The sequence below is a fragment of the Nonomuraea sp. NPDC048826 genome (genome assembly GCF_043198225.1).
Taxonomy (GTDB): domain Bacteria; phylum Actinomycetota; class Actinomycetes; order Streptosporangiales; family Streptosporangiaceae; genus Nonomuraea.
The window spans coordinates 180,039-204,891 of the sequence record NZ_JBICUQ010000003.1; the positions used below are offsets into that span (position 1 = coordinate 180,039).

General features: G+C 71.9%; 21 protein-coding genes. 13 read left to right on the plus strand and 8 right to left on the minus strand.

The window, feature by feature from the left end; translation table 11 throughout:
- Nucleotides 1-133 precede the first annotated feature (133 nt).
- Nucleotides 134-1,105: a LacI family DNA-binding transcriptional regulator gene (locus ACGFI7_RS11420; protein ID WP_393402324.1), complete on the plus strand. Its 972-nt coding sequence runs from the start codon at nucleotides 134-136 to the stop codon at nucleotides 1,103-1,105.
- Entirely contained in the window at nucleotides 1,102-2,043 is a 942-nt protein-coding gene (locus ACGFI7_RS11425; protein ID WP_393402327.1) for an aldose epimerase family protein, read from the plus strand. Before ACGFI7_RS11420 ends, ACGFI7_RS11425 begins: the two co-directional genes overlap by 4 nt.
- Here the strand turns inward: ACGFI7_RS11425 and ACGFI7_RS11430 are convergent, their stop codons facing one another.
- Nucleotides 2,044-4,470 (minus strand): SpoIIE family protein phosphatase, encoded by a 2,427-nt coding sequence (locus ACGFI7_RS11430; protein ID WP_393402329.1) that lies wholly within the window; start codon nucleotides 4,468-4,470, stop codon nucleotides 2,044-2,046.
- A gap of 97 nt (nucleotides 4,471-4,567) precedes the next feature.
- Here ACGFI7_RS11430 and ACGFI7_RS11435 point away from each other — a divergent pair, with 97 nt between their 5' ends.
- The 8 genes from ACGFI7_RS11435 to ACGFI7_RS11470 all read left to right on the plus strand — a co-directional run bounded on the left by ACGFI7_RS11435 (nucleotide 4,568) and on the right by ACGFI7_RS11470 (nucleotide 13,655).
- Nucleotides 4,568-6,319, plus strand: a complete 1,752-nt coding sequence (locus ACGFI7_RS11435) for an ATP-binding protein (RefSeq protein ID WP_393402331.1) — start codon at nucleotides 4,568-4,570, stop codon at nucleotides 6,317-6,319.
- Nucleotides 6,316-6,927, plus strand: a complete 612-nt coding sequence (locus tag ACGFI7_RS11440) for a two-component system response regulator (protein ID WP_393402332.1) — start codon at nucleotides 6,316-6,318, stop codon at nucleotides 6,925-6,927. Before ACGFI7_RS11435 ends, ACGFI7_RS11440 begins: the two co-directional genes overlap by 4 nt.
- Nucleotides 6,928-6,978: 51 nt before the next feature.
- On the plus strand, nucleotides 6,979-9,492 hold the full coding sequence (locus tag ACGFI7_RS11445) for a DNA translocase FtsK (RefSeq protein WP_393402335.1): 2,514 nt from the start codon (nucleotides 6,979-6,981) through the stop codon (nucleotides 9,490-9,492).
- 99 nt (nucleotides 9,493-9,591) lie between these two features.
- On the plus strand, nucleotides 9,592-10,320 hold the full coding sequence (locus ACGFI7_RS11450; protein ID WP_393402337.1) for a helix-turn-helix domain-containing protein: 729 nt from the start codon (nucleotides 9,592-9,594) through the stop codon (nucleotides 10,318-10,320).
- Between the two features lie 45 nt (nucleotides 10,321-10,365).
- Entirely contained in the window at nucleotides 10,366-11,778 is a 1,413-nt protein-coding gene (gene rimO, locus ACGFI7_RS11455; protein WP_393402339.1) for a 30S ribosomal protein S12 methylthiotransferase RimO, read from the plus strand.
- Complete coding sequence (gene pgsA, locus ACGFI7_RS11460; RefSeq protein WP_393402341.1) at nucleotides 11,775-12,347, plus strand: CDP-diacylglycerol--glycerol-3-phosphate 3-phosphatidyltransferase; 573 nt, start codon at nucleotides 11,775-11,777, stop codon at nucleotides 12,345-12,347. Before rimO ends, pgsA begins: the two co-directional genes overlap by 4 nt.
- A 5-nt stretch (nucleotides 12,348-12,352) precedes the next feature.
- Nucleotides 12,353-13,012 carry a CinA family protein gene (locus ACGFI7_RS11465; protein WP_393402343.1) on the plus strand — a complete coding sequence of 220 codons (660 nt, stop codon included), beginning with the start codon at nucleotides 12,353-12,355 and terminating at the stop codon, nucleotides 13,010-13,012.
- Between the two features lie 286 nt (nucleotides 13,013-13,298).
- Nucleotides 13,299-13,655: a helix-turn-helix domain-containing protein gene (locus tag ACGFI7_RS11470; protein WP_148034847.1), complete on the plus strand. Its 357-nt coding sequence runs from the start codon at nucleotides 13,299-13,301 to the stop codon at nucleotides 13,653-13,655.
- On the opposite strand, the gene ACGFI7_RS11475 is transcribed toward ACGFI7_RS11470, so the two are convergent.
- A complete protein-coding gene (locus ACGFI7_RS11475) occupies nucleotides 13,652-14,431 on the minus strand; it encodes a DNA-formamidopyrimidine glycosylase family protein (RefSeq protein ID WP_393402345.1) in 780 nt (259 codons plus the stop codon). The genes ACGFI7_RS11470 and ACGFI7_RS11475 overlap by 4 nt on opposite strands.
- 58 nt (nucleotides 14,432-14,489) lie before the next feature.
- Here ACGFI7_RS11475 and ACGFI7_RS11480 point away from each other — a divergent pair, with 58 nt between their 5' ends.
- Nucleotides 14,490-15,221, plus strand: a complete 732-nt coding sequence (locus ACGFI7_RS11480) for a class I SAM-dependent DNA methyltransferase (RefSeq protein ID WP_393402347.1) — start codon at nucleotides 14,490-14,492, stop codon at nucleotides 15,219-15,221.
- A gap of 21 nt (nucleotides 15,222-15,242) precedes the next feature.
- Here ACGFI7_RS11480 and ACGFI7_RS11485 read toward each other — a convergent pair whose 3' ends face one another.
- Nucleotides 15,243-15,692 carry an RrF2 family transcriptional regulator gene (locus ACGFI7_RS11485; RefSeq protein WP_393402349.1) on the minus strand — a complete coding sequence of 150 codons (450 nt, stop codon included), beginning with the start codon at nucleotides 15,690-15,692 and terminating at the stop codon, nucleotides 15,243-15,245.
- Nucleotides 15,693-15,700: 8 nt separating this feature from the next.
- A complete protein-coding gene (locus tag ACGFI7_RS11490) occupies nucleotides 15,701-17,578 on the minus strand; it encodes an endonuclease/exonuclease/phosphatase family protein (RefSeq protein ID WP_393402351.1) in 1,878 nt (625 codons plus the stop codon).
- 90 nt (nucleotides 17,579-17,668) lie between these two features.
- Here ACGFI7_RS11490 and ACGFI7_RS11495 point away from each other — a divergent pair, with 90 nt between their 5' ends.
- Entirely contained in the window at nucleotides 17,669-18,850 is a 1,182-nt protein-coding gene (locus tag ACGFI7_RS11495; protein ID WP_393402353.1) for an ROK family protein, read from the plus strand.
- Nucleotides 18,851-18,854: 4 nt separating this feature from the next.
- On the opposite strand, the gene ACGFI7_RS11500 is transcribed toward ACGFI7_RS11495, so the two are convergent.
- The 4 genes from ACGFI7_RS11500 to ACGFI7_RS11515 form a co-directional block, all read right to left on the minus strand.
- Nucleotides 18,855-20,300: a glycoside hydrolase family 3 protein gene (locus ACGFI7_RS11500; protein ID WP_393402356.1), complete on the minus strand. Its 1,446-nt coding sequence runs from the start codon at nucleotides 20,298-20,300 to the stop codon at nucleotides 18,855-18,857.
- A gap of 63 nt (nucleotides 20,301-20,363) precedes the next feature.
- Complete coding sequence (locus ACGFI7_RS11505) at nucleotides 20,364-21,215, minus strand: carbohydrate ABC transporter permease (RefSeq protein WP_393402359.1); 852 nt, start codon at nucleotides 21,213-21,215, stop codon at nucleotides 20,364-20,366.
- Nucleotides 21,215-22,219 (minus strand): carbohydrate ABC transporter permease, encoded by a 1,005-nt coding sequence (locus ACGFI7_RS11510; protein ID WP_393402361.1) that lies wholly within the window; start codon nucleotides 22,217-22,219, stop codon nucleotides 21,215-21,217. Before ACGFI7_RS11510 ends, ACGFI7_RS11505 begins: the two co-directional genes overlap by 1 nt.
- A gap of 6 nt (nucleotides 22,220-22,225) precedes the next feature.
- On the minus strand, nucleotides 22,226-23,551 hold the full coding sequence (locus ACGFI7_RS11515; protein WP_393402364.1) for an extracellular solute-binding protein: 1,326 nt from the start codon (nucleotides 23,549-23,551) through the stop codon (nucleotides 22,226-22,228).
- A 138-nt stretch (nucleotides 23,552-23,689) separates the two neighbouring features.
- Here ACGFI7_RS11515 and ACGFI7_RS11520 point away from each other — a divergent pair, with 138 nt between their 5' ends.
- Entirely contained in the window at nucleotides 23,690-24,835 is a 1,146-nt protein-coding gene (locus tag ACGFI7_RS11520; protein WP_393403897.1) for an ROK family protein, read from the plus strand.
- Nucleotides 24,836-24,853: the final 18 nt, after the last annotated feature.

The following is a 24,853-nucleotide window of genomic DNA, read 5'->3' on the forward strand; positions in this document are numbered from 1 at the left end:
CTCCGCCTGCGGTATCGACGCTGGCCCCGTGGGCGGTAGGGTGAGCTTTCGGCGCATGTGCCCCGCGACGGGGATCCGTTGACACGGATACAAGCGCTTGCATTAATGTACAGTGCATGCTCGGAGGCCCAGCGTGGCGGTGACGATTCGTGACGTGGCGGAGGCGTCAGGCGTGCATGTCTCCACGGTGTCGCGCGCATTCTCCGCGCCCCACCTGGTCAACCCGGTGACGCGCACCCGCGTGCTGGCCGTCGCCGAGGACCTCGGCTACCGGCCCAACCGGGCCGCCCGCGCGCTGACCACGGGACGCACCCACAACCTCGGCCTGATCGTGGCCGACATCGCCAACCCGTTCTTCCCGCCGCTCATCAAAGCGGCCCAGGCGCAGGCCAGGCTCCGCGACTACCACGTGTTCGTGGCCGACACCGACGAGGACCCGCAGGTCGAGGAGGAGCTGATCCAGACCCTCACCAAGCAGGTCGACGGCGTGCTGCTGTGCAGCCCCCGGCTGACGAACAAGACGATCGAGCGGCTGCGCGAGGAAGTGCCGTTCGTCGTGGTCAACCGCAGGGTCAAAGGCATGCCGACGGTGCTCATGGACGTCGGGCGCGGGGTCAGGCTGGCCGTCGAGCACCTCACCGCGCTCGGCCACCGCAGGCTCGCCCTGGTGACCGGGCCCAGCGGGTCGTGGACCAGCAAGGAGATGCAGGCGGCCGCCGCCGCCATGGGCGAGGCCGACGTCACCTTCCTCGGCCCCAACCCGCCCACCGAGCTCGGCGGCCTGGCCGCCGTCACCGACGTCATCGCCTCCGGAGCCACGGGGGTGCTGGCCTACAACGATCTGGTCGCGATCGGCCTGATCGAGGGGCTGACCGAGCGGGGCGTCGACGTGCCGGGGCAGATCAGCGTGATCGGCGTCGACGACATCGTGCCCGGCCGGCTGAGCCGCCCCAAGCTGACCACCATCGCCATGCCGACCGCCGCCGCCGGCCGCATCGCCGTCGACCTGCTCCTCGGCTCGGTCGACTCCGAGGCCACCAGCGGCGTCACCGTGCTGGAGACCAGCCTGATCGTCCGCGAATCAACGGGAGAGGCACACTCATGATCTTCGGAACGCTGCCCTCGGGGGAACGCGTCGAGCGCCACGAACTGTCCTCGGGGCGCCTGCGCGCGGCAGTGCTCTCGTACGGCGCCATCCTGCAAACGCTTGAGGTCGACGGCGTCAACGTGGTGCTCGGCCTGCCGACCCTGGAGGACTACCAGACCCGCAGCCGCTACTTCGGCGCCGTGGTCGGCCGCTACGGCAACCGCATCGCGGGTGGCCGCTTCACCCTCGACGGCGTCGAGCACCACCTGCCGGTCAACAACGGCCCCAACAGCCTGCACGGCGGCGTCGAGGGCTTCGACAGCAAGGTCTGGACGGTACGCGACGTCACCGGCTCGGCCATCACCCTCGCGCTCACCAGCCCCGACGGCGACCAGGGCTACCCCGGCACGCTGACCGCCACGGTCACCTACACGCTCGACGGCGACGCGCTGCGCATCGACTACACCACCGAGACCGACGCGCCCACCGTGGTCAACCTGACCAACCACTCCTACTTCAACCTGGCCGGCGGCGGCGACGTGCTCGGCCACGTGGTCCGCATCGACGCGGCCCACTACCTGCCGGTCGACGAGCACAAGATCCCCACCGGCGAGCCGGCCCCGGTCAAGGGCACCGTGTTCGACTTCACCACCCCGCACGCGGTCGGCGAGCGGTTCGACGGCGCCTACGACCACTGCTACGTGCTCGACGGCGACATGAGCGTGACCGAGCCGGTCAGCGGCCGCACCATGGAGGTCACCACCACCGAACCCGGCGTCCAGTTCTACACCGGCAGCATGCTCGACGGCGACGCCACCCCGTACGGCCCGTACGCCGGCCTGTGCCTGGAGACGCAGCACTACCCCGACTCGCCCAACCAGCCGGCGTTCCCCTCGACCGTGCTGCGCCCCGGCGAGGTCCGCGCCTCGACGACGACCTACCGCTTCCCCGGCTGATCAGCGCCGGACCGGCATCGCCCGGAGCACCAGCAGCGCCACGTCGTCCCGCGACGGGGAGTCGGCGAAGGATTCGACCGCCTGCCGCACCCGTTCGGCGACGGCGTTGGCGCTCAGCCCGGCGCACTCCGACAGCAGCCGGGCCAGCCCGTCGTCGTCGTCCAGCAACCGGTCGCCGTTGCGCCGCTCGGTCACCCCGTCGGTGACGCACAGCAGCACCTCCTCGGGCGCCAGCTCGAACGACTCCACCGAGAACCGCGCGTCCGTCTCGATGCCGAGCAGCAGCTGCGGCGTGGCCACCGGCTCCACCTTGCCGTCGGCGCGCAGCAGCAGCGGCGGCACGTGCCCGGCCGAGGCGATCGTGCACAGCGCCCCGCCCTGCGGCAGCGGCGTCAGCTCCCCGCACAGCAGGCTCAGGAACCGGCCGTCCTCGTCCTCCTCCAGCAACGTCTGGTTGAGCCGGTCGAGGATGTCGCCCACGGTGTAGTGCTCCTTGGCCAGCAAACGCACGGCGTGCCGGGCCAGCCCGGTGACGGCCGCCGCCTCCGGCCCGCTGCCGCAGACGTCGCCCAGCGCGAAGCACCAGTGGTCGGCCACGGTGAACAGGTCGTAGAAGTCGCCGCCGACCTGCGCGCCCTCCTCCGCCGGCTCGTACACCACCGCGGACTCCAGGCCCGGCATGGGCGCCATCCGCACCGGCAGCAGGCTGCGCTGCAGCACCTTCGACGTGGTGGCCTGGCGGGCGTAGAGCATGGCGGTGTGCAGGTTGAGCGCCACCAGGCGGCACAGGTCGGCGAGCAGGTCGGCCAGCTCCAGCGGCAGCGTCGGCTCGGCGCGGCCGATCACCAGCGCGCCGTACGACCTGCCGTGGGTCAGCAGCGGGAACGACAGCACGCTCTCGCGGCTGACCGGCCAGGTGACCTCGCTGAGCGGGGAGCGCGGGATGGCGGGCAGCGACATGCGCAGCTCGGCGTTGTGCCGCTCCTCGCTGTGCCACACGTGCGCCAGCCGCGTCATGCCCGCCAGGTCGGTCAGGTAGACGGCGGCCCAGGTGGCGATCTTGGGGACCACGAGCTGGGCGGTCAGCGCCGCGATCAGCTCCTCGTCGTGCACGCCCGCGAGCAGCTCGCCTGCCTCGGCGAGGAACGACAGCCGGCCCCGGTGCGCCCGCTCCTGCTCGGCCAGCCGCTCCCGCTGCACGGTGCCCGCCACCTGGTCGGCGATGTGCCGCAGGCTCGCGGTCAGGTCGTGGTCGAACCGGCCGGGCTCGGCGGCGGTCACCGCCAGATAGCCGATCACCTCGCCCGCCACCACCAGCGGCGCGCACGCCAGCGACCTGGCCCGGAGCTGCTGGGCCAGCTCGACGTCGGCGGCGAGCAGGTCGTCCACCACCGCGGGAGTGCGCCGGTCGGGGGTGAAGGCGCCCGCCGCCACCACGCCCACCAGCCCCGCCGTCGCGCCCGCGCCCGCCGCCACCCCGAACCGGTTGCCGGAGTCGGCGCGCAGCAGCACGTACGCGGCGTCGCCGGCGCTCGACAACTGGACGATGCGCGCGATCGTGTCGAGCAGCTCGGCGAGCGGCCGGTCCTGGTCGAGCAGGTCCTTGATGCGCCGGCCCGCCTCCCGCCGGGCCGGCGCCGGCGGCGAGGCCAGCACGAACCCGTCGTCGCCGCCCACCACCATCCAGATCGCCCGCCGGTGCTCGGGCCGCCCGCCGGTGCGCAGGTGGGAGACGTAGACAGGGACCAGCCGGCCGTCGCGGTGGCGCATCCGCGACTCCCCGCGCCAGCGGCCCAGCGCGAGCGTGTCCGACAGGGCCAGCGCGTCCGGGCCGTGCCCGTGCCAGTCGACCAGGTCGTCCAGCGGCCGGCCCACGGCCTGGCCCGGCGTCCAGCCGAGCAGCGCCTCGGCGTCGGCGTTCCACGAGATCACCCGCCCGCCCGCGTCGGCGACCAGCACCGCGACCCGCAGCGCGTCGACCGGCTCGCGCGGCGCGGGCACCGGAGGCGAGGGCTGCTCCTGGGCGTCGGCGAACTCCATCCGCACCCAGACCCGCTTCGCGGTCCTGGTGTACGTGACGCCCCAGGCGTCGGCCAGCATGCCGGCCAGCGCCAGGCCGCGCCCGGAGGTGGACATCGGGTCGGCGGGGACGGGCTCGCCCAGGACGGCCCGGCCCGGATGCTGGTCGTCGACCTCGATCTCGAACTTGGGCGGCACCGCCTCGGCGTCCAGGCGGCAGGTCAGCTCGATGCCGGTGCCGGCGTGCACCACCGCGTTCGTGACGAGTTCGCTGGTCAGCAGCACGGCGTCCTCGGCCAGGTGGCTCAGGCGCCACTCGCCGAGAACCTGGCGGACGAAGCGCCGCGCCGCCGCTGGGGCATGGGGAGTGCCGTCGAAGGCGGTGCTCGACACCCGGGTCGTCTCCACTGTGCGTCCTAGAACATCACTCGATGTGGCAGTTCGGTCACTCTCAGAGTGGCAGACTGGGAGCCTCAGATCCCTCCACTTCCGAAGAAGGCCCCGGATGGTCGCCAGGATGGACCCCGCACCGGCTCAGGGATCGGCGGCCGGGCCCCTGCCCGCACACCGTGATCTGGCCGAGGCCGTCGACCTCCTGATGCGCGCGCAGACCCCGCTCACCGGAGCATTCTCCCTGGTCGGGGCCGGTGGCGGTCTGGTCCCCGTCACCGGCGAGACCACCGCGCTGGCCCGGCGGGCGGCGCGGGAGCGCGGCCGGGTGTCGGCGCCCGGCCGAATCGCGCTGCCGGTTTCGGACGGCGACGCGGTGCTGGGCGTGCTGGAGCTGTCCGCGCCGACCGGGCTCGACGACGGGTTGGACGACGGGCTCGACGACAGGTTGGACGACGCCGCGCTCGACCGGCTGGCGGCCGTCGTCGGCGTGACCGCGGGCGCGATCGCCGGCCGCGCCCGCGCCGAGGCGCTGCTGGCGGAGTCGCTGCGGCGGCAGGACGAGCTGCGCGGGCGCAACGCCGCCCTGGAAGAGCAGGCGCACGCGGTGGCCGCCTCCGCCCGCTGCAAGACCCGGTTCCTCGCCACCATGTCCCACGAGCTCCGCACCCCGCTCAACAGCCTGCTCATCCTGGCCCGGCTGCTGGCCGACAACCCCGAGGGCAACCTGTCGGGGCAGGAGGTGGAGTTCGCCGCCGGCATCCACAACGCGGGGGCCGACCTGCTCCGGCTCATCAGCGACATCCTCGACCTGTCCAAGATCGAGGCGGGCCGGATGGACGTGCGCCCGCACACCCTGCCGCTGAGCAGGCTCCTCGACCACCTGGACGCCGTCTTCCGCCCGCTCACCGCCGACCGCGGGCTCACCTTCGAGATCGACGTCGCGCGCGGCGTGCCGCGCCTGCTCTTCCACGACGAGGGACGGCTGCAGCAGATCCTGCGCAACCTGCTGTCCAACGCGGTGAAGTTCACCTCGGCCGGCGAGGTGACGCTGACCGTGAGCGCGGCGGGCCCGGCCGCCGACACCGTCGTCTTCGCCGTCAGCGACACCGGCATCGGCGTCGCCGCCGACCGGCTGCCGGTCATCTTCGAGCCCTTCCAGCAGGCCGACGTCGCCACCGGTCGCGCGTACGGCGGCACCGGGCTCGGCCTGTCGATCAGCAGCGAGCTCGCGAGACTGCTGGGCGGCGAGATCCACGTCACCAGCGAGCCCGGCGCCGGCAGCACGTTCACGCTGCGCGTGCCCGCCCGGTGCGCCGCCCCGGCCGCGCCCGAGATCGGGCCGGAGGCGCGGCCCGAGCCGGTGCGCGTGCCCGCCCGGCAGCCGGCGCGGTGGTCGCGGGGCGACGCCGACCTGCCGGGCCATCCAGCGGCGCGACTCGCCGAGCTGCGCGCGGGCCCGGTCGGCGCGGCCCTGGCGGGCAGGCGGATCCTGATCGTCGACGACGACATCCGCAACGTCTACGCGCTCACCCACGCGCTCGGCCGGCTGGGCGCCGAGGTCGTGTACGCGGAGGACGGCCGGGAGGGCCTGGAGGCGCTGGAGCGCGACGACGCGATCGCGCTCGTGCTCATGGACGTGATGATGCCGGAGATGGATGGCTACGAGGCGCTCCGCACCGTACGGGAGATGACGCGGTTCGCCGATCTGCCGATCATCGCGCTGACGGCCGGAGCCATGCCGGGCGACCGTGAGAAGGCGCTGGCCTGCGGAGCGTCGGGCTATGTGGCCAAGCCCGTCGACCTCGATCACCTGCTCGACGTGATGCGGGGGTGGCTCGCCGGTGAGAGGGAGGGCGTCGGATGAACCGCCAGGTCAAGATCCTGCTGGTCGATGACACGGACGAGAGCCTGATGGCGCTGGAGGCGGTGCTCCGGCCGCTCCAGCAGCGTCTCTACCACGCCAGGTCCGGGCAGGAGGCGATGAAGCTCATGCTCCGCCACGACTTCGCCGTGGTGCTGCTCGACGTGCTGATGCCGGGCATGGACGGCTTCGAGACCGCCGGTCACATCAAACGGCTCGACCAGACCCGCGACGTGCCGATCATCTTCCTCACCGCGGGCGAGCCGGGCGCGGGGGCGGCCTTCCGCGGCTACGCGGTCGGCGCGGTCGACTATCTCACCAAGCCGTTCGACCCGTGGGTGCTCAGGTCCAAGGTGGCGGTCTTCATCGAGCTCTTCCGCAAGAACGCCGTGCTGCGCGAGCGGACCGAGCTGCTGGGCCGGATGGTGGCGGACGCCTCGGGCAACGCCATGGCCCTGGCCCGGTTCGCCGAGCGGCTGGGCGCGGTGGAGGCGCGGCTCGACGGCCTCGTCCCGGTCTGCGACGGCGATGGGGGACTGCAGGAGACGATCAAGGAATTGGTGTCCGAGGTGTCCGCGATGCGGGAGTCTTTCGACACGATCCGTCGGTGACACGGCGCGTCCGAGTGCTTTCGCGGCAGTATCCGACGTACCTTTGGCACCATGGCCACCCGTCCGCCGAAAAGCGCATCGAAGGGCCCGGCGAAGCGGTCACCCTCGTCCCGCTCGGCCCCCGCGAAGCGGGCGGCCACGTCCGCGGGCCGGTCCAGGCCGAAGGGGGCGGGGTCGGCACGCAAGGCGCCCATGACCCACCAAGACCCGATCAGCTGGGTGTTCACCATGATCGGCAAGCTGGTCGTGGGCCTGTGGATGCTGCTCGCCAACGGCATCGGCAGCACCGCCAGAGCGCTGGGCAAGAACGCCAGAGAGCTCGACCCGGCCCACCGGCGCGACGGCGTGGGCCTGGCCATCCTCGCCGGCGCCGTCGTCCTGGCGGCCATGACGTGGCGCGACACCAGGAGCGGCGTCTCCGAGGTGGTCCACACGGTCGTGCACGCCGTCTTCGGCTCGCTGGCGTGGGCGCTGCCGCTGCTGCTCGGCCTGCTGGCCTGGCGCTACCTGCGCCACCCCGACCAGAACGCCGACACCGGCCGGATGGTGATCGGGTGGAACGCGCTGCTCGTCGGCGTCCTCGGGGTGATCCACGTCGCCAACGGCACCCCTTATCCGGCGGGCGACGCCGACAACACGATGGAGAAGGTGTCGCAGGCGGGCGGCATGATCGGGTTCATCGTGTCCGCGCCGCCGATGAGCATCCTGCCGCCGTGGATCACGATCCCGCTGCTGCTGCTCCTGTCGGGGTTCGGCGTGCTGGTGATCACGGCCACGCCCGTCCACCGCATCCCTGAGCGGCTGGCCGAGCTGCGCCACCTGCTCTTCGAGCGCCAGACGCCCGAGGGCGGGCCCGCGCCGCAGCCGAGGAAGCGCTCCCGGCAGAAGAAGCAGTCCGACGCGGGCGAGGACTCGGTCAAGCCGTACGACACCCCTGTCCTGTCGGAGAAGGACAAGCGCGACGACCACTCCCCGGAGATCGTCCCCGGGCTGGTGGACGAGGAGGAGCCGCCGGCCCCGGCGCCGGTCAGGCAGCCTGAGCCGCCCCAGCCCACCCCGGCGCCGCGCAAGGTCGAGCAGCTCGTGCTCTCCCCGCAGGCGGGCCCCTACCAGCTGCCGGACCTGGTCCACCTCAAGCAGGGCACCGCGCCGAAGCCGCAGACCAAGGCCAACACGGTCGTGGTGAACGCGCTGACCAGCGTGCTGGAGCAGTTCGCCATCGACGCCCAGGTGATCGGGTTCACCCGCGGCCCGACGGTGACCCGCTACGAGATCGAGCTGGGGCCCGCGGTGAAGGTGGAGAAGGTCACCGCGCTCACCAAGAACATCGCCTATGCCGTCAAGTCAGCCGATGTCCGGATTTTGTCGCCGATCCCTGGCAAGTCGGCGATCGGGGTCGAGATCCCGAACGCCGACAAGGACCTCGTGGCGCTCGGCGACGTGCTCCGCGCCCAGGTGGCGCAGGCCGACCACCACCCGATGATCGTCGGGCTGGGCAAGGACGTCGAGGGCCGCACGATCGTGGCCAACCTCGCCAAGATGCCCCACCTGCTCATCGCCGGCGCCACCGGCGCGGGCAAGTCCGTCTGCGTCAACGGCCTGATCACCTCGATCCTCATGCGCGCCACCCCCGACGAGGTGCGCATGGTCCTCGTCGACCCCAAGCGGGTGGAACTCTCGGTGTACGAGGGGATCCCGCATCTGATCACCCCCATCATCACCAACCCGAAGAAGGCCGCCGAGGCCCTCGAATGGGTGGTGGGCGAGATGGACCGCCGCTACGACGACCTGGCCGCCAGCGGCTTCCGCCACATCGACGAGTTCAACAAGGCGGTACGGGCCGGCAAGCTCACTCCCGCGCCCGGCAGCGAACGCGTCTACCAGCCCTACCCCTACCTCCTGGTGATCGTGGACGAGCTGGCCGACCTGATGATGGTGGCGCCGCGCGACGTCGAGGACTCCATCGTCCGCATCACCCAGCTCGCCCGCGCCGCCGGCATCCACCTGGTCATCGCCACCCAGCGGCCGAGCGTGGACGTGGTCACCGGCCTGATCAAGGCCAACGTGCCGTCCCGGCTGGCGTTCGCGGTCTCCTCGCTGACCGACTCGCGGGTCATCCTCGACCAGCCCGGCGCCGACAAGCTGGTCGGCCAGGGTGACGCGCTGTTCCTGCCGATGGGGGCGAGCAAGCCGATCCGCATCCAGAACGCGTTCGTCTCCGAGAAGGAGATCGCCGAGGTCGTCACCCACTGCAAGCAGCAGATGCAGGTCGAGTACCGCAGCGACGTGACCGTCGCGGCCGGAGCCAAGAAGGAGATCGACGAAGACATCGGCGACGACCTCGACCTGCTCGTCCAGGCCGCCGAGCTGATCGTCACCACCCAGTTCGGCTCCACCTCGATGCTCCAGCGCAAGCTGCGCGTCGGCTTCGCCAAGGCCGGGCGGCTGATGGACCTGCTGGAGAGCCGCGAGGTGGTCGGCCCCAGCGAGGGTTCCAAGGCCCGCGAAGTGCTGGTGAAACCGGATGATCTGCCCGGATTGCTGGCCGACCTGCGTGGCGAATGACCCCAATGCCCACTTCCCCGTCGGTAACTGTTTGAATAGGAGCTAATACGCTCCGTCAGGGGGAAGGCGGTTGCCGTGCAGGAGCAGAGCATCGGAGCCATGTTGGCGGCGGCTCGGCAGTCATCGGGGCTGACGGTCGAGCAGCTGAGCCAGGTCACCCGCATCCGCGAGGTGATCATCAAGGCCGTCGAACGCGACGCGTTCGCCGAGTCTGGAAGCGACTTCTACATCAGGGGGCACGTCAAGACCATCGCCAGGGCGGTGGGCCTCGATCCCGAGGCCGTGGTGCACCGCTTCGACCAGGAGTACGGCGGGGCGCCGCAGCCGGTGCGGGCCTCGGCCGTGTTCCAGACCGACCGCATGATCAAGATGGCCGAGCGGCGCGGGCCTGGCTGGACCACGGCGCTGGCGGTCGCGCTGGCCGTGGTGGTCGTGTTCGGCGTGGTCAAGGTACTGGGCGGCGCCTCCGACCAGGTGCGCACCGCCGGCGGCGAACGGCCGGCGGCCAGCGTGCCGCCCAACTCGCCGTTCACGGAGGCGCCGCCTCCGGCCGTCGCCATGGCGAGGAAGAACACGGTCGTCGTCACCGTCGAGGCGAAGCGGCGGGCCCGGATGACGATCCGCGACGCCAAGGGGCGGGAGCTGTTCGACGGCAGCCTCAAGGCGGGCAGGATCGCCACCTGGCGGGCGCAGAGCCGGATCGACCTCGAGGTGGGTGACGCCGGAGCCGTGTGGGTGCAGGTCAACGGCAAGAAGCTGGGCGCCATCGGCGAACGCGGGCAGACGGTGCGCCGGTCGTTCGTGCCAGGGAAGCCGCCTGCTCGGTAACCCCTGCATCGTGTGGTGGCCAACTGCCGATACCGTAGTGTCACCATGTCATCCCGCCGAACCGCATCGCTGATCACGCTGGGCTGCGCCCGCAACGAGGTCGACTCAGAAGAGCTGGCCGCGCGACTCGAGGCTGCCGGCTGGCAGCTCGACGACGACGACCCCGAGGTCGTCGTGGTCAACACGTGCGGCTTCATCGAGTCGGCGAAGAAGGACTCGATCGACACCCTGCTGGCCGCGGCCGACTCGGGGGCCAAGGTGGTCGCCGCGGGCTGCATGGCCGAGCGCTACGGCAACGAGCTCGCCGACGCGCTGCCCGAGGCCAGCGCGGTCATCTCCTTCGACGACTACACCGACATCGGCGGGCGGCTCGACGACGTGGTCGCCGGGCGCCCGCTGACGCCGCACACGCCGCGCGACCGGCGCACCCTGCTGCCCATCACGCCGGTGGAGCGGGCCGCCGCCCCGCGCGGCCACATCCCCGGTCACGGCGACCTGCCCGACGGGGTCGCGCCCGTGACCGGTCCCCGGGTGCTGCGCAAGCGGCTCGACGAGAGCCCGGTGGCCTCGCTCAAGCTCGCCTCGGGCTGCGACCGGCGCTGCACGTTCTGCGCCATCCCGGCCTTCCGCGGCGCCTACGTGTCCCGTCACCCCGACGAGCTGGTGGCCGAGGCCGACTGGCTGTCCCACCGGGGCGTGCGCGAGCTCGTCCTGGTGAGCGAGAACTCCACGTCCTACGGCAAGGATCTGGGCGACCTGCGGGCGCTGGAGAAGCTCCTGCCGCGGCTGGCGGCGGTCGAGGATGTCTCGCGGGTGCGGGTCAGCTATCTGCAGCCGGCCGAGCTGCGGCCCGGCCTGATCGACGTGATCGCCGGCACCGACGGCGTGGCCGACTACTTCGACCTGTCCTTCCAGCACGCCAGCGGTGGCGTGCTGCGGCGGATGCGCCGGTTCGGCGACCCGGAGCGCTTCCTCGGCCTGCTGGAAAGCGTGCGCGCGCAGGCGCCCGAGGCCGGCGTGCGCTCCAACTTCATCGTCGGCTTCCCTGGCGAGACCGAGGAGGAGTTCGGCGAGCTCGTCTCCTTCCTGGAGGCGGCCAGGCTCGACGTGATCGGCGTGTTCGGCTACTCCGACGAAGACGGCACCGAGGCCGCGACCTTCGACGGCAAGCTGCCCCAGGAGGTCGTCGACGAGCGGGTGCGGGTGCTCACCGAGCTGGCCGAGGAGCTGACGGCGCAGCGTGCCGAGGAGCGGATCGGCACGGAGGTCGACGTGCTCATCGACGAGGATCTCGGCGACGGCGGCTATGAGGGCCGGGCCGCCCACCAGGGTCCGGAGGTCGACGGGTCCGTCACGGTCCAGGGCATCGGCCTGGTGCCGGGCCAGCTGGTGCGAGCCATGGTCGTCGACGCCGAGGGGGTCGACCTCATCGCGCGGATCAAGGCCGCCGGTCCATGACGGCAGACGAGCGCCGCGCGGTGAGCCCGTGGAACATCGCCAACGTCCTCACGGTCCTGCGGTTGGCGCTCGTCCCGTTCTTCGTCGTCTGCCTGTTCCTGCCGGGCATGGGCTGGCGGCTGGCCGCGCTCGCGGTGTTCGCGGTGGCCTCGATCACCGATCACCTCGACGGTGAGCTGGCCAGGCGCTACGGCCTGATCACCGACTTCGGCAAGATCGCCGACCCGATCGCCGACAAGGCGCTGACCGGCGCCGCGCTGGTGTGCCTGTCGATGCTGGGCGAGCTGCCGTGGTGGGTCACGATCGTGATCCTCGGCCGCGAGCTGGGCATCACCGTGCTCCGGCTGGTGCTGATCAGGCTGGCGGTCATCCCGGCGAGTTACGGCGGCAAGGTCAAGACCGTCCTGCAGATCGCCGCGATCGTGCTCTACCTGCTGCCGTGGGTGCCCGACGCGCTGCGCTGGACGGTGATGGGGGCGGCCGTGGTGATCACGGTCGCGACGGGGATCGATTACGTGATCCGCGCGATCAGGTTGCGCAGGATGGCGGGGCGAGCGCGCGGGGAGTGAGGGGCATGAGCGGCACACCAGACCCGGCGGGCGCGGCGGCTACGGGCGACACGGGCGGCACAGGCCCGGAGGGCGCGGGGCACGTCGTGGAGGGCGCGGGGCACGGCGCGGACGTCGCGGGAGGCGCGGGGCTCAGCGGGGACGTCGTGGAGGGCGCGGGGGCGCCGGGGCGGTCGTCCGGGGCGGCGCAGGTGGTGGCGGCGATGACGCGGCTGAAGGTCACCGTGGCCGTGGCCGAGTCGCTCACCGGCGGGCTGATCGGGGCGACCTTCACCTCGGTGCCCGGCTCGTCCCAGGTGTTCCGGGGCGGGGTGATCTCCTACGCCACCGATCTCAAGCACCAGTTGCTCGGCGTACCGGAAGATCTGCTGCGCCGCGAGGGGGCGGTGCATCCCGAGGTGGCCGCCGAGATGGCGGCCGGGGTGGCTCGTCTGTGCGAGGCCACGTACGGGCTGGCCGTCACGGGGGTGGCGGGCCCGGAACCGCAGGACGGGCAGCCGGTCGGCACGGTTTTCGCCGCGCTGAGCGGACCGGACGGACAGTTGTGGTCCCGACGATTGAGACTTGAGGGGTCGCGCGAACGTATCAGGGTAGAGACGGTGGACGAGGCTATCGATCTACTGGCAAGTGTGCTTAAGCCCAGCAAAGGGGAACATTCCGGATGATTACCGTGTTACGTCCCCAGCGAACATGCGAAGCACGGTCTGACGCGGTGTCGGTGGATGCGGGTACGGTGGAGCTGTGAGTGAGGTCCGTGAGCCAACTGCAAGCAGCGAGCGCCCGGCAGGCGGGCCTGATGAGTCACGCGATGCGCCACGAGCGGCGGGCCAGGGGCGGAGACGCCCGGCAATGACGGCGAGGAGTATGTACGAAGCGAAGAAGAACAACGGGCGGCACGACTCGATAGCGCGGGGCGTGGTGAAACCATCCGCGCCGGGGAGGGAGCGACAGATGATTCTGCTGCGTCAGCTGCTCGGAGACGTGCTGAGGCGGTTGCGCGTGCGGCAGGGACGCACACTCCGAGAGGTGTCCACGCTCGCGCGGGTTTCGCTGGGCTATCTGTCAGAGGTCGAGCGGGGGCAGAAGGAGGCGTCCTCCGAGCTGCTCGCGTCGATCTGCGGCGCGCTCGGTGTGCCGCTGTCCCAGGTCCTTCGTGAGGTCTCCGATCAGTTCGCGCTGGCGGAGCTCCAGGCGGCGCCGGTGCTCGCCGACGCGCCCGAGCACGAGCGCATCGCGGTCCCCGACTCGGTGCCCGGCTCGATTTCCGACACTGTCTTCCCCGAAGTCAAGGACATGGTGGCTGCCTAGCGCGGCTGACAGCCACCGCACCACATGATCAGCCGTTCCTGTGGGGCCACCCCCATCTCGCCGCGGCTGATCCGGGTGCCGCAGCGCCGGCACGGCCTGCCCGCCCTGCCGTAGACCCATGTCTGGTGCGCCGGGCGGCGGTCTCCGGTGGTCACCGTGCTCGCGTGATGCCTGTTGGCGGCCAGCAGCCGCTGTGCCAGCGTGACCAGCGCCTCCAGGTCCCGGACGTCCCCGACCTCCCGCCACGGCCACACGCCGCGCAGAAACAGCGTCTCGGCGCGATAGATCGTGCCGATCCCGGCCAGATTGCGCTGGTCGAGCAGCGCCTCCCCGATCGTCCTCCTGGGCTCCGCGAGCAACCGCCGCACCGCCTCGGCCGGGTCCCAGTCGTCGCCCAGCAGGTCGGGGCCCAGATGCCCCACGACGCGGTCCTCGTCGGCCGTCCGCAGCAGATCCACCACCCCGAGCTTCAGGCCGATCGCCTGCCACCGCTCGTTGGCCAGGATGAGCCGCACCTGGTCGCCCCCGGCGGGACGCCGGCCGGCCGGGACCACCCGCCAGCTGCCGTCCATCCGCAGATGGGTGTGCACGGTGAGACCGCCCTCGACCCGGGTGAGCAGGTGCTTGCCCCGTGACACGGTCTCCAGCACCACCCGGCCGGTGAGGTCGGCGGTGGCGTGCCGGGGCACCCGGAAGTCCGACCGGGTCAGCACCTGCCCGTCGAGCGCTCCCCGAAGCCGCGCGGCGGTGCGGTAGACGGCATCTCCCTCGGGCATGCGTCCCAGTCTAGAAAGCCGCTGGACGTCCGCTGCCGTCCGCGTCCACGGTGGGGACATGCCGGAGAACACGTTCGACGCACGCATCGCGGAGACCTACGAGGCCAAGTGGCCCGAACTGTTCGACCCGGCCGTCGTCGGCCCGGCGGTCGAGTTCCTCGCCGGGCTGGCCGGCCCGGGCGCCGCCGTCGAGTTCGGCGTCGGCACCGGCCGTCTCGCGCTGCCGCTCAGCCGGCGGGGCGTCCGCGTGCACGGCATCGACCTGTCATCGGCCATGGTGGCCCGGCTGCGCGCCGAGCCGGGGTCGGAGGCCGTCGGCGTGACCGTGGGGGACTTCGCCTCCACCCGGGTGGAGGGCGCGTTCCGCCTCGTCTACCTGGTGCGCAACACGATCACGAACCTGACCACCCAGGACGAGCAGGTCGCGTGCTTCCGCAACGCGGCGGCCCACCTGGAGCCGGGCGGCCGCTTCGTCATCGAGGTCTACATCCCCGAGCTGCGCCGCCTCCCGCCGGGTCAGACCGTGCACCCGTTCACGGTGACCCCTGAGCATCTCGGTTTCGAGGAGTACGACGTCGCGTCGCAGATCGCGGTTTCCCACCACTACTGGGTGGTCGACGGCCGGCTGGAGACCTACGCCTCGCGGCACCGCTACGTGTGGCCGGCCGAGCTGGACCTCATGGCGCGGCTCGCCGGGCTGACGCTGAGCGAACGCTGGGCGGGCTGGCTCCGCGAGCCGTTCACCTCCGACAGCAGGAGCCACGTCTCGGTCTGGCGCAAGGACGGGTGACAGGAGCCGAGGACTCCCGGGTCAGTCCCAGGCGGCGGGGTCGGCGGCGAGCTGGCGGATGCGGTCGGGCAGGTTGCCGGAGGCGACGTGCTCCAGCGTGACCTCTTCGAGGATGCCGCGCTCGGTCGCCCGCAGCGCGATCCACACCTGCTGGAGCGACTCGGCGGGGCCGCGGTAGCCGACGTGCTCGGGCCGCTCTCCACGGACGTTGGCCAGCGGGCCGTCGACGGCCCTGATCACGTCGGCGAGCGAGATCTCGGCCGGAGGGCGGGCCAGGACGTAGCCGCCCTCGGGGCCGCGCTGGCCGCGGACCAGACCCGCGCGACGCATCTGCAGAAGGATGTTCTCCAGATACTTGGGCGGCATGTCCTGCTCCTTGGCGAGCTCGCCCACGGTGGTCGGACCCGCGCCCGCCGCGGCGAGTTCGGCGGCGGCACGGAGGGCGTAGTCGACACGAGCGGAAAGACGCATGTTGTCGATTATCCCTGTTGGTCAACACTGGTTAGGCGCAAGGTGGTCACCACGGGCAGATGATCGGAGAACGGCACCCGTGGAGCCTGGGCTGACACGGCGGTCAGCCCTTGGGTGATCAGCACGTGGTCGATCCTCTCGGTGGGGTTGTCGGCGGGTGAGGTGGGCGGGTCGCCGAGGGCCCGCAGCGGGTCGGAGAGCCCTGCCTGCTCCAGCACCCGCATCTCGGGGTCGCCGGGCCGGATGTTCAGGTCACCGGTCAGGATGACCGGCCTGAACACGCCGGTGGCCTGGGAGCGCGGGCTTGCCTCGGCCACGTCCTTCCCGGCGGCCAGGGCGCGGACCATGGCCGCGACCTCGGGCGCCTGCCCGGCCGGGGCCTGCAGATGGGTGTTGACGATGCCCAGCTCGACCTGGCCGACGCCGAGCAGGATCGCCTGGGCCTGGGCCCCGGTGGGGTAGTCGTGCCGGCCCAGCGGATGGGAGTGCACGCCTCGTACGACCAGGTTGGTGAGCAGGGCGTCGCCCCACACGTTGTCGGCGGCGGGGGCGAAGTAGTAGTGCATGTTCAGGTGGCGGGCGATCCTGGCCAGGTCGTCGTGGCCGCCGTTGAGCAGCCAGCCCCGGTCCACCTCGCTGAGCAGCACGACGTCCGGGTTCTGGGCGGCGATCCAGGAGGCGATGTCGTCCAGCGACAGCCGTCCGTCCAGGCCGAACCCCATCCGGATGTTGTAGGTGACCAGCTTGATCGTGTCTCCGGCCAGGGGCCTGGGCGCCGGGATCGGCCGCCAGCTCGTGACCGCCACGAGCGCCATGAGCACCGCCGTCACCGCCACGGCCGGCCACACCCGCCGCCGCGCCCGCGGGCCCAGCGGCCGGGGCCGCTTCGGCCGCACGGCCACGACCGCCGTGAGCAGCGCGACCGCGATCGGCCACACCTGGTTGGGGATCCCCAGGTCCAGGTCGTACGAGGAGTAGTAGCCGAAGGTCGCCAGCAGGAACACCAGCCCGCCGCCGAGCACCGCGACGCCCTGCCGGCCGCCCGCGGGACCCTGCGCGGAGGCGGCGAGCACGGGCCCGGCCCACAGCATCACCATGGCGCCGCTCAGTCCCAGCCCCGTCGACCCGGACGAGGGCAGCAGCAGCAATCCGGTGAAACACACCAGCAGCACGCCCGCGGTCGTGTCGAAGGCGGGGGAGTGCGACGCGCGCGACGCCAGCACCGTCGCCGCCACCAACGCGGCCACCTGCAGGAGCGCGTCCCAGGCGACCACACTGGGCCCGACCGCCGCCTTGGCGTGACCGGTGGCGGCCATGCCGACCAGCAGCACCACGGGCCCGGCCAGGAACCACATCCGGCCCGGGGCGAGCTTGTCCACGCGGTCCGGGAGGTCGCCCGCCGTGCGGACCAGCGCCAGGAAGGCCGCGCACAGCACCAGCACCGCCGCCCAGGCCAGGATCCCGGACCGCCACACCAGGTCCACCCCGTCGAGCAGCAGATGGCCGAGGATCGAGCAGGCCAGCCCGCCCATGATGCCCACGGGCGCCGCCGGCGCGGTCGTCGTCCGCGCGCACCCGTACAGGAAGACCAGGGCGGCGCTCACTCCCGCCGAGGCCACGTACAGCTGCGAGACCTCCGCCTGGAGGAGGACGCGCGCAAGCACCAGGACCGCGGCCCCGCCCAGCAGGGCCCAGCGCGGTCGGAGTCGCAGGGCCAGGAACGGCAGCACGAACCAGGCGGCCGCGTAGAGGCCCATCAGCTCAGGAGCCGTCGAGCCGGCCTGCCCGAACAGCGTGATCAGCGACGGCAGGAACACCCGCAGCACGTCGAGGAAGAGGACGACGCCGAGCGCCAGGAGAGCGACCTGATGGCGGAGGGGCAGCATGAGTCATCCTCGCGTTCACCTGCATCGATAAGCAAGGGTGAGAGCGCTAAACTTCCAACAACCTTTTCGATTGTGACGGTGGGATTCAGCGTGGAGCGACGCCCTGGTGTGCCCAGACTTCTCAGGGAGATCAACGACCGGGCCGCTCTGGAGCTGCTGCTGGCCTCGGGGCCGATGACGCGCGGCCAGATAGGCGAGCTGACCGGGCTGTCCAAGGTGACCGCGTCCCAGACGCTGGCCCGGCTGGAGGAGCGCGGGCTGGTCGAGGTGGTCGGCGCCCAGGCGGGCGGGCGCGGCCCCAACGCCGCGCTCTACTCCGTGATCGCCTCCAGCGCCTACGTGGCCGGGCTGGAGATCGGTCCCGGGCTGATCTCCACGTCGGTCGCCGACATCCACGGCCGGACGATCGCCCAGGTCACCGTCGACCCCGACGGCCACACCGACCCGGTCGCCGCCGTGCACGACGCGATCACCAAGGCGTGCCGGAGCGCCAAGGTGGGCCTGAGCAGGCTGCGCGGCGTGGTCATCGGCACCCCCGGCGTGGTCGACCCGCGCAGCGGCGACGTGCGCTTCTCCTTCGACCTGCCGGGCTGGCACGAAGGCATCCACGAGGCACTGGCGGGCGACCTCAAGCGCGAGGTGACGATCGAGAACGACGTCAACCTCGCCGCCATCGCCGAGCGGGCCGACGGGGCCGCCCAGGGCATGGACGACTTCGTGCTGCTCTGGTCCAGCCGCGGCCTGGGCATGGCGGTGATGCTCGGCGGCCGGCTGCACCGCGGCCGGTCCGGCAGCGCGGGCGAGATCGGCTACCTGCCGGTGCCTGGCGTGCCGCTGCCGGAAGACATCCGCACCACCCCCGGGCGGCTCCCGTCGCTCGCGGGCGGCATGCAGTCGCTGGTCAGCGCCGAGGCGGTGGCCGAGCTGGCGCGGGGGTACGGGTTCGCGGCCGACAGCGCCGGCCACTGCGTCGAGGTGGCGGTCGCGGCCGGGGCCGAGGGCGAGCCGCTGCTCGACGAGATCGCCCGCAGGCTCGCGCTGGGCGTGGCCGCGGTCTGCGTGATCCTCGACCCCGGCCTCGTGGTGCTGGGAGGCGAGGTCGGGCACGCCGGGGGAGAGGCGCTCACCTCCCGGGTGGAGGAGGCCGTGGCCCGCATCTGCCCGGTCCGCCCGCAGGTGGTCACCACGGCCGTCACCGACCCCAACCCGGTGCTGCGCGGCGCGGTGCTCGCCGCGCTCGACCAGGCCCGCCAGGAGCTCCTCACCTCCTGACCGCTCAGGCCCCGGTGAGCAGCTCCGCCGCGGCCTGCGCGTTCGCCCTGGCCGCACCGTACGTCGCGAGATAGGCGGCGGCGTCCGGCCGCCACACCGGCAGCCCCATCTCGACCACCGTCGTGTCGGGGCGGGCGGTCACCAGCGCGGAGACCAGCGCCCGGCTGCCGGGGTGGCGGTGCGCGTCCCTGACGACCACCACCAGCGACCGGTTCGCGGCCTTGGCCAGCAGCTCCGCCGCGTCGGCCGCGGCCGGGGCGACGCGCAGGACCTCCGCCTCCGGCAGCCACGGCCCCAGCCCCCACGGCACGTCGCCCACGGCGATGGTCGGCGGCGTCTCCACCTCGACCACCAGCGGCTCCGCCAGCGGCGCCGGCTCACCGGCCAGCCGCACCGCGCGGCGGGCGGCGTGCAGCCCGACCCCGTTCCGCTCGGGCAGGGGGCGCCCGGGGGCGCCGAACCAGACGCGCAGCGCCTCCACCCGGGCCGCCGCCTCCTCCAGCCTCGCGTACGGCAGCGTGCCCTCGTCCACGGCCGCCACGATCGCGTCGATCACGCCGCGCACGTCGTCGTACTGGGGCAGCGGCCCCAGGCAGAGCAGGTCGGCGCCGGCGGCCAGGCACCGCACCGCGCCGCCGCCGAGGCCGACGCTCTTGGTGATCGCGTGCATGTCGAGGGCGTCGGACACCACCACGCCGTCGTAGCCCAGCTCGTCGCGCAGCAGCCCGGTGAGCGCGGCCGGGGAGAGCGTGGCGGGCGTCCGGCCGGTGAGGGCCGGCACGGCGACGTGCGCCGTCATGATCGCCTTGGTGCCCGCGGCGATGGCCGCCCGGAACGGCGTCAGCTCCCGGGCGCGCAGCACCTCCGGCGTGACGTCCACGACCGGGACGGCCACGTGCGAGTCGACCCGGGTGGCGCCGTGACCGGGGAAGTGTTTGACGCAGGCCGCGACCCCGGCGGCCTGCAGACCCTCGACGGCGGCCACCGCGTGCCGGGCGACCAGCTCCGGCTCGTCGCCGAACGCGCGGGTGCCGATGACCGGGTTGTCGGCCTCGGAGTTCACGTCGGCGTCCGGCGCCATGTCCAGGTTGATCCCGCACCCGGCCAGCTCCGCGCCGATCGCCAGGTACACCTGACGGGTCAGCTCGGGGTCGTCCACCGCGCCGAGCGCCGCGTTCCCCGGGTACGGGCTGCCCACGTGGTAGGCCAGCCGGGTGACGTCGCCGCCCTCCTCGTCCAGCGAGATGACCGGCTCGCCGCCCGCCTCCCGCAGCGCCGCGGTGAGCGCGGACAGGCGCTCGTGGCCGTCGACGTTGAAGCCGAAGAGCGTGACGCCGCCCAGCCCGTGCTCCAGCTCACGCAGGACCCAGCCCGGCGGCGTGGTGCCCTGGAAGGCGACGAGCAACGTACCGGCCGCGAGGCGGCGCAGCCCCCGATCACTTCGACTCATGGCTCCTCATCAGGTGAAAATGGGCAGCCTCGGGTACGGAGACGTCCCGGAGGCGTGCGTGGGTCAGCCCTTGACGGCGCCGGCCATCAGGCCGGTCACCATGCGGCGCTGCACGATCATGAAGAAGATGACGACCGGGATGGTCATCATCGTGGAGCTGGCCATGATGGCCCCCCAGTCCGTGCCCTTCTGGCCGAAGAAGTACTGCAGGGCCACGGGCATGGTGTAGCCGGACGACTCGCTCATCAGCACCAGCGCGAAGACCAGCTCGTTCCACGCGGTGATGAACGAGAAGATGCTCGTCGCCACGAGACCGGGCGCCACCAGCGGGAAAAGCACCCGCCAGAACGTGACGAACCTGGACGCCCCGTCGATCCAGGCGGCCTCCTCCAGCGACTTCGGCACCGCGGCCACGAACGTGCGCAGCATCCAGATGCCGAACGGCAGGGTCAGCCCCACGTTGACCAGGATGAGACCGGCGAGGTGGTCGTACAGGCCGAGCGCCTTGACCCGCAGGAACAACGGGATGAGCAGCGCCTCGGCCGGGATCATCTGGGCCATCAGCAGCAGGAACAGGAATCCGGTGCGCCCCTTGAACCGGAACCGGGCCACCGCCGTCGCCGCCAGCAGCGAGAACACGGCCCCGATGAGCACGGTGCCGAGCGCCACGATGGCGCTGTTGCCCATGTAGACCCAGATCGAGTTGCCCGCCACGCCCTCGGTCAGCACCCGATGCAGGTGCTCGAACGTGAAGTGGGTGGGGAACGGGATGAACTCGGTGGTGAAGATCTGGTCGTTGGCCTTGAAGGCGGTCGCCACCATCCAGTAGACGGGGAAGACCGCGAACACGAACACCAGCAGGGCGGTGGCGTTCAGCGCCACCTTGCCCAGGCGCTTCCTGGTCAGCGGGCTCATCACATCTCCTCCTGCTTGACCAGTTGCCGGATGTAGACGGCGGTGACGATCAACAGGATCACCGTCAGCACCAGCGCGATCGCCGAGCCCGTGCCCATCTTCTGCGGGGCCTTGAACGCCTCGGTGTAGGAGTACATGGACAGGTTGAACGCCTCACGGTTCGTCGGCCCGCCCATGAGCACGTACAGCTGGCTGAAGACCTTGAAATCCCAGATGATCGACAGTACGGTCAGCACCGCGAACACCGGCTTGAGCAGCGGAAACGTGATCCGCCAGAACGTGCGCCAGCCGGACGCGCCGTCGACCCGCGCGGCCTCGTACAGGTCGGCCGGGATGCCCTTGAGCCCGGCCAGCACCGACACCGCGATGAACGGGAAGGACGCCCACACCACCGTGATGATCAGCACCAGGTAGACCGACCAGGCGTCGTTGAGCCACGGCTCGCCGGTCCAGTCGGCGCGGCCCAGCAGCGCCGTGGACAACCAGTCGGGCAGCAGGTTGAGCGCCCAGTTGATGATCCCGGCCTCGGCGTCGAACAGCCACTTCCAGATGATGCCCTGCGCCACCGGCGGCACGGCCCACGCGCACATGATGCCGATCACCAGGAACGTGGACATCTTCCTGCCGAGCTTGCTCAGCAGGACCCCGACGGCGGTGCCCAGCACCAGGGTCAGGGCGACCGTGACGACCGCGAACACCACGGTGTTGCGCAGCGAGTCCCAGAAGATCTCGCTGTCGAAGATCCGGGTGAAGTTCTCGGTGCCGACCCACTCGGCCGGCTTCCTGCCGCTGATCTGCGGCAGCCCCACCTTCTGGAAGGCGATGACCGCGACCTGGATCATCGGGTAGAGCAGCAGCGCCCCGATGACGAGCAGGCCGGGGATCAGCAGGACGTACGGGATGGACCAGACGGGCAGGCCCCGGGCCCGGGCCCGCCGGGACGGGCCCCGGCCCGGGGAGGAGGCGTGCCTGCCGCCCCGGGCTAGCGTCGAGGTGTTCGTCATGAGTACTCAGGACTGGTTGAGGATGTCTTCGAGCTCGGTGTTGGCCGCCGCGAGCGCCTCGTCGACGGAGGCCTTGCCCTCGATCACCTGGCGCGCGGCGTTCTGCAGCACGGCCTTGGTCTCGTTGGCCTCGGTCCAGTTCGGGTCCGCGGGGAAGGCCTTGGCCTTGGCGAACGCGGCCGCGAACGGCGCCTGCGCGGGGTCCTCGGCGAGCTTGGCGAGCGCCTCGGGGTAGACCGGCAGCAGGCCGCCCTCGGTGGCGTAGCGGACGCCCCAGTCCTTGTTGGTGGCCAGCTTCACGAACTCCTTGGCCGCCTCGGGCTCCTTGGCGGTGCCCCACACGGCGATGTCGTTGCCGCCGAGGAACGCCTGCGCCTCGCCGCCTTCCTTGCTGGGCAGCGGGAAGAAGTCGAGCTTGTCACCCTTGATCTTGCCCTTGCTCTCCTCCTCGATCCCGGCCAGGTCCCAGGACGCGGTCAGGTACATGCCGACCTTGCCGTTGGAGAACCGGGTGCGGATGTCCGAGCTGTTCTGGGTGAGCCGAGACTTGCTCGACAGGCCGTCCGTCACCAGGGACGTGTACTGCTCGAAGCCGGCCTTGAAGCCGGGCTCGGCCAGTTTGCCGACCCACTTGTCGCCTTCCTTGACCGCGTACTCGCCGCCCGAGGTCCAGGCCAGCGAGCCGAGCAGGTGGTTGGCGTCCGAGCCGCCGTTGAAGGCGAAGCCGTCGACGTCCGAGCCCTTCTCGGCCTGCACCTTCTTGGCCGCGGCCACGAGCTCGTCCCAGGTCTTCGGGACCTCGATCTTCAGCTCCTCGAACCAGTCCTTGCGGTAGAGCACCGCGCGGGTGCCGCCGCCCCACGGCACGGCGTACGTCTCGCCGTCGATCGTCTCCAGGCCCATGAGGTTCTTCGGGATCTGGGCCTGGTCGCCGGAGCTCACGATGTCGGTGACCGGGGTGAGCGCCTCCTGGCTCACCCAGAGCGGGACCTGGTCGTTGCCGATCTCGGTGACGTCGGGTCCGGCGCCGCCGGCCGCGGCGGCGGTGAACTTGTCGTTCACCTGCGGCCACGGGATCCACTCGACCTTCACCGTGGCGCCGGTCTCCTGCTGGAAGGCGGCCACCAGTTCGTCGGTGTACTTCTGCGCGTCGGGGTTGCTGTCGCCCAGGCGCCAGAGGGTGAGCGCCTTGCCCGCGAACGCGGGGCCGCTCGCGGCGGCGCTGCTCGCGGCGCTCGGCTCCGCGGGCGCCTCACCGCCGCCACAGGCGGCCACGCCCAGGGCCAGCGCGGCCGTGGTGACCGTAGTGGCTGTGATCTTAGCGATCCTCACAGGGTTCTCCCTTCCCGGGTGCTGGCCTACGGTCCGCACCAGGCTGATCGTCAATGCCGAACGACAGGTGTTAAACTAACAAGAAACTTTCTTAAAAGAAACAGTCCGTTAGCCGATCGTGACGAGAGGGGCATGAAGATGAGCCGGAGCCCGGGGACACCTCGGCTGCTGCGCAGGCTGAACGACCGCTCCGCTCTCGAACTCCTCCTCGCCGAGGGCCCGCTCACCAGGGCCGAACTGGGAGAGCGGACCGGATTGTCCAAAGTAACCGCAGGTCAGCTGCTCGCCAGACTAGAGGATCGGGGCCTGGTCGAGGTGGCCGGGGAACGCGCCGGCGGCAGGGGACCCAATGCCGCACTTTACGGCGTACGTCCCTCCAGCGCCTACGTCGCCGGCCTGGAAGTGCTGCCCGAGAGCGTCACGGTCGGCGTGGCCGACATCACCGGCCGCACCGTGGTCGAGATCACGGTCAACCCCTCCGACGGCGACCCGGTCCGTACGGTGCGCGCCGCCGTCGAGCGGGCCTGCGCCGCGGCGGACGTCAGCCTGTCCCGGCTGCGCGCCTTCGTCATCGGCACCCGGGGCATGGTCGACCCGCGCACCGGCGACGTCCGCTTCTCCCTCGACCTGCCCGCCTGGCACGTCGGCGTGCTGGCCGGCCTGCGCCGCATCCTCGGCGGGTCCGTCACCATCGAGAACGACGTCAACCTGGTCGCCCTGGCCGAGCACCGCTACGGCGCCGCCGCCGGCGTCGACGACTTCGTGGTCATGTGGGCCGGCGTCGGCCAGGGCCTGGGCGTCATGCTCGGCGGCCGGCTGCACCGCGGCATCACCGGCGGCGCGGGCGAGATCGGCTGGCTGCCCGTGCCCGGCGAGCCGCTGCCCACCGACGTCAAGCAGCCCACCTCCGGATCCTTCCAGCGCCTGGTCGGCACCGACGCGCTCCGGGGGCTGGCAGGCGCGTACGGGGTGCCCGGCGCGGGCGTCCCCGACCAGGTGCGCAACGGCGGCGACGACTACCTCGACGAGGTCGCCGGCCGGCTCGCCGTCGGCGTGGCCGCCGTCGCCGTCGTCCTCGACCCCGGCCTGATCGTGCTCAGCGGCGACATCGGCCGCGCGGGCGGCGACCGGCTGGCCGCCAAGGTCCAGGATGCCGTCGCCCGCATCTGCCCCGCGCCGCCCCGCGTCGTCGCCGGTGGCGTCTCCGGCAACCCGGTGCTCCGCGGCGCCCTCGTGGCCGCCCTCGAACAGGCCCGCGAACAGGTGTTCTCGGACACCGTCTGACAGCTGTGTGAGAATCAC